Origin of the sequence: Paratractidigestivibacter sp. (assembly GCF_052362415.1) — a bacterium.
Lineage (GTDB): Bacteria > Actinomycetota > Coriobacteriia > Coriobacteriales > Atopobiaceae > Paratractidigestivibacter.
This window is the reverse complement of the sequence record NZ_DAWEMK010000099.1, coordinates 2,930-6,992: the sequence shown is the minus strand read 5'-3', so window position 1 is coordinate 6,992 and position 4,063 is coordinate 2,930. Positions and strand designations below refer to the sequence as shown.

The 4,063-nt window shown below is 67.6% G+C and carries 4 protein-coding genes and 1 pseudogene; 2 read left to right on the top strand and 3 right to left on the bottom strand.

What is annotated here, in order from left to right; translation table 11 throughout:
* Together ACT84W_RS08780 and ACT84W_RS08775 are read left to right on the top strand one after the other, a co-directional pair.
* On the top strand, window positions 1–843 hold an 843-nt coding region (locus ACT84W_RS08780; protein ID WP_444328941.1), incomplete at its 5' end, for an energy-coupling factor ABC transporter ATP-binding protein.
* Window positions 836–1,582, top strand: a complete 747-nt coding sequence (locus tag ACT84W_RS08775) for an energy-coupling factor transporter transmembrane component T family protein (RefSeq protein WP_417576042.1) — start codon at window positions 836–838, stop codon at window positions 1,580–1,582. The genes ACT84W_RS08780 and ACT84W_RS08775, both read left to right, overlap by 8 nt.
* Before the next feature lie 185 nt (window positions 1,583–1,767).
* Here the strand turns inward: ACT84W_RS08775 and ACT84W_RS08770 are convergent, their stop codons facing one another.
* The 3 genes and pseudogenes from ACT84W_RS08770 to ACT84W_RS08760 all read right to left on the bottom strand — a co-directional run.
* Window positions 1,768–2,442, bottom strand: a complete 675-nt coding sequence (locus tag ACT84W_RS08770; RefSeq protein ID WP_444328940.1) for a YARHG domain-containing protein — start codon at window positions 2,440–2,442, stop codon at window positions 1,768–1,770.
* 55 nt (window positions 2,443–2,497) lie between these two features.
* Window positions 2,498–3,325: an N-acetylmuramoyl-L-alanine amidase gene (locus tag ACT84W_RS08765; RefSeq protein WP_444328938.1), complete on the bottom strand. Its 828-nt coding sequence runs from the start codon at window positions 3,323–3,325 to the stop codon at window positions 2,498–2,500.
* A 127-nt stretch (window positions 3,326–3,452) separates the two neighbouring features.
* A pseudogene (locus ACT84W_RS08760) lies at window positions 3,453–4,063 on the bottom strand (CapA family protein); the annotation flags it as partial.

Below are 4,063 nucleotides of genomic sequence, written 5' to 3'. Positions count from 1 at the left end.
CCGCAGGCCGAGGGAGTCGAGCCGGTGGTCGAGCTCGACCACGTGAACTTCGCCTATCCCAACGGCGGCGCGACCGTCGACGACCTGCAGATGCGCGTCTATCCCGGCGAGCTCGTGGGCATCGTCGGCCAGAACGGCGCGGGCAAGACGACCCTGACAAAGCTGCTCAACGGGCTTCTGCGCCCCGCGTCCGGCACCGTGCGCATCGCGGGCATCGACACCAAGGGCGTTCCCACCTCCACCATCGCCGCCCACTGCGCGACGCTCTTCCAGAACCCCGACCGGCAGATCTGCAAGGACACCGTGCTCGAGGAGGTCGCCTTCGGTCTCACGCTCCACGGCATGCCCGAGCCGAAGGCGCGCCAGAAGGCCGCCGCGGTCGCCGAGCGCTTCGGGCTGCCGCTCGACGAGTCGCCCTTCTCGCTTTCCCGCGGGCAGCGCCAGATGGTGGCCCTGGCCTCCGTCGTCGTGCTCGACCCCGACGTCGTGCTCCTCGACGAGCCCACGAGCGGCCTCGACTACCGCGAGTGCATGACCGTCATGGAGACGGTGCGCGAGATGTCCGGCCGCGGCTGCGCCGTGATCATGGTCTGCCACGACATGGAGGTCGTGAGCGACTTCGCGCAGCGCCTGGTCGTCATGGCCAACGGCCGCATCCTCGCGCGCGGCGAGGCCAGCCAGGTGTTCGCCGACGACGACCTGATGGCCGCGGCCTACGTCGAGCCGCCCCAGGTCATCGCGCTTTCCAAGGAGCTCGCGCGCGACGTCGACCCGGCGTTCGCGAACATAAGCGAGGTTTCCCAAGTCGTCGACCTCGTGGAGGAGATGGTCCACCGTGGGTAGCGTCATCGATTACATTCCGGGCACTTCCCTTTTGCACAAGCTGAACCCCGTGACCAAGCTCGCCCTGGCGGCGGCGATCATCCTCGCCACCTTCCTCGGGGACACCTACGCGCTCCTCATAGCGCTCCTGGCGCTCACGTTCGTGCTCGGCGCCTACGCGCACGCGAACGCGGGCCTGGTGAGCCTTGCCAAGCTGATGGTCCCTCTTTCCGTCATCATGCTCGTGCTGCAGACGGCCTTCATCCGCACCGGCGCGGTCGTCTGCGCCTGGGTTACGGTCGACGGCCTGGTCACGGGCACGAAAGCCGCGCTGCGCCTGCTCGGCGTGGCCCTGCCGCTCATCCTCATGCTCAGCGTGACCAAGCTGAACGACCTCGCCAACGCCGTGGTGGAGGTGCTCCACGTTCCTTACCGCTACGCGTTCACCTTCACGACCGCGCTGCGCTTCGTCCCCGTGTTCAGCCAAGAGATGAACGCCATCATGGAGGCGCAGACCGCCCGCGGCGTCGAGTACGACACAAAGAACCCCATCCGCAAGCTGCAGCTCATGCTGCCGCTGTGCGTGCCCCTGCTCGTGAGCTCTGTGGGCAAGACGGACGCCACGGCCCTCGCCGCCGAGCAGCGCGGGTTCTACCTGCGCACGCGCGAGAGCAGCTACAAGCGCTACCCGATGGTCGCCGCCGACTACGCCGTGCTCGCCATCTGCGCGGTACTCCTCGTCCTCGGCATCGCGTTCTAGCCTCAAGAGGACGGCCGCCGAACTACGGCGTCTATTCGCCGCCAAGGCACCCAAGGGACGGGCACGGGCCCCGCGCTTTTGAGCCGCGGGACCCGTGCCTGTCCCCTATCTCTGTGATTTGCCCTGACGCAGCCCGTCAGGCATAAGTCATCTGACACAGCCCGCCCGGCGCAGGCCGCGAACGGTTAGTGGAGGTACTGCGAGCCGATCGACTTCTCGTAGGCCAGGAGCGCGTCGGCGTTCTTTTTCTCGTAGTCGTTGAGCGGCGAGGGCATCGAGTCGAACTCCTCGGAGGAATACCGCGGCACGTACCAGGACTTTCGCGAGAAGTACCGCGCGAGGTCGGCGTTGCGGAACGCGCGGCCGTGGCGGGCGAAGATCTCGTTGCGGGCAACGTAGAGCTCCCAGTCGGAAAGCCCGCCGAAGTCGGAGCTCGAGTAGTAGACCTTGTCGCTGTTCGGGAGGATGTAGTCGGCTGAGTCGATGTGCTCGACCACGGGCTGGACGACCACGACCTTGGTCGGAGACGAGGCGTCGGAGGACTTGCTCGACGAGTCGTCCTTCTTCTCGTCCTTCTTGTCTTCCTTCGGCGCGGGCGGGTTGTAGGTGAAGCCGACGGCGTCCCACGTGCGGTCGGAGCCGGCGGGCGCGATGGTCACGGAGCGCGGCGAGGTCGAGCCGGCGGGGATGTTGGACTGGAAGGTGAGCTGGTAGGTGCCCCCGCCGTTGGACACGAGGTCGCGCACGACGGTCGCGTCGGCCGCATCGTCGCCGACGGCCCCGACCTTGACCCGCGCCCCGCACTCGGGGCAAAAGACGGAGTCGTCCTCGATTTGCTTTCCGCAGCTTGGGCAGAACATCGTTGCTCCTAACGTAATGGGCGGCAGGGCCCATGGGCAGCGTAGCGTGCCGCTCTTAGCGCGACTGGCCGTCGTGCGTGCGGGTCTCCTGATAATTAGCGAGGTAGGCCGCGAACTCCGGCGAGGTGTCCGAGTTGCCGTCGCGCCACGCCTTGTGGTCGATGATGGTGCTCTCGAACCCACAATACGCATCTATATAGGCGACGAGCCCGTCGAGCGCCTCGAGCTGGACCTTCGGGTAGTCGCCCGACCCGCCCACATGGACGATCTCGATGCCGACCGACCAGGAGTTCATCCCATAGTCGGGGTGCGCCGGGCCGATGGGCTGCGTGCCGAGCTTGTCGTCGCGGGACTCGTCCTCGACGCCATAGAGCGCGTTCTTCCCCGCGTCGCCGAACCCGGCGTGGTGCGCGATCCGGTCCAGGGGCACGCACTGGGCAATCGAGCCGTCCTTGCCCACGACGAAGTGCGCCGCGACGAGGTTGCCGTTCGATTCCCACCAGTCGATGGTGTCCGCCGGGGACGAATCGCCCTCGGTATCGTGCAAGACGATGTACTTCTGGCAGTCGGCGGGCTTCGGGCCATGGTCGAGGTCTTCGTAGCAGCGCTCCGAGATGTGGAGAGAAGCGCGGAGGTCGTCGGCCAAGGACGCAGGGATGGGCGTTGCATCGGCTGGGTCGTCGCTCGCACCGCTCACATCATCTGCCTGCGCCTGGTTGTCCCCCGCATCGGGGACAGCATCCGCCGCGCGATCCTCGACGACCCCTTTGGACCCCTCGGGCGCAGGGCCGCTTCCCGCGTCGACGGCGGGCGCGGCGCACCCGCCGAGCGCGAGCGCCAAGGACAGCGACGATCCAATAGAGATCAGAGTCTTAACCTTCAACCGTTCTCCCCCCGTTGATGTGGGGCCCTGACCCAAAAGCCCGCCGCAATTCTCGCGCTTCTTCTTGCCGCGAAAAGCGCGCCCGCCGCCAGCGTCTCGGTGCCGTCGCCCGCCCCAGCTTGGCGCCCTATGCCGTGAACTCGCAGGTCGCTGGATCGAAGCCGTCGCCCAGGCGACCGGCGCAGAAGCCGACGCACCATTGGCGGCTGAAGCCCCCGCAGCCCTCGTCTCGCCGGACGGCGTTTGCCGCGGCGAGCTCCTCGGTGTAATCCGCGAGCGAGTAGGTGCTGAGCTCCGGGCCGAAGGCCTTGTGCGTAACGAGCGGCGTGATGCCCGCCGCCGCAACCGAGCACTTCCCGCCCGAGAAGCCGAGCGTCACGTGCCCGAGCGCCCCGACCATCCCATCCATGCGTGCCATCGTGGACACGAAGTTGCCGAGCGACCAGAACACCGGCACGCGCTTGCCCTCGGGCCCCTCGAGCCATTCGAAGGGCTGGATGACGTGCGGGTGGTTGCAGAACACGGCGTCCGCTCCGAGATCGACGAACTTCCTCGCCCAGTACGTCTGCACCCCGTCCGGGCCCTCGGCGTACTCGGTGCCGCAGTGCGGCGCGCAGATGATCGCGTCGGCGCCTGCGTCGCGCGCGGCGGCGAAGTCAGCCTCCACGCGGGCGTCATCGAGCATGTTCACGCACCACGGCGCGTCGCTGGGCAGCGGGATGCCATTCGTTGTTGATG

Bases quoted from the DNA above. Each gene is read 5' to 3' on its own strand.
- ACT84W_RS08770 (WP_444328940.1), bottom strand. From the start codon at position 2,442: ATGTTCTGCCCAAGCTGCGGAAAGCAAATCGAGGACGACTCCGTCTTT.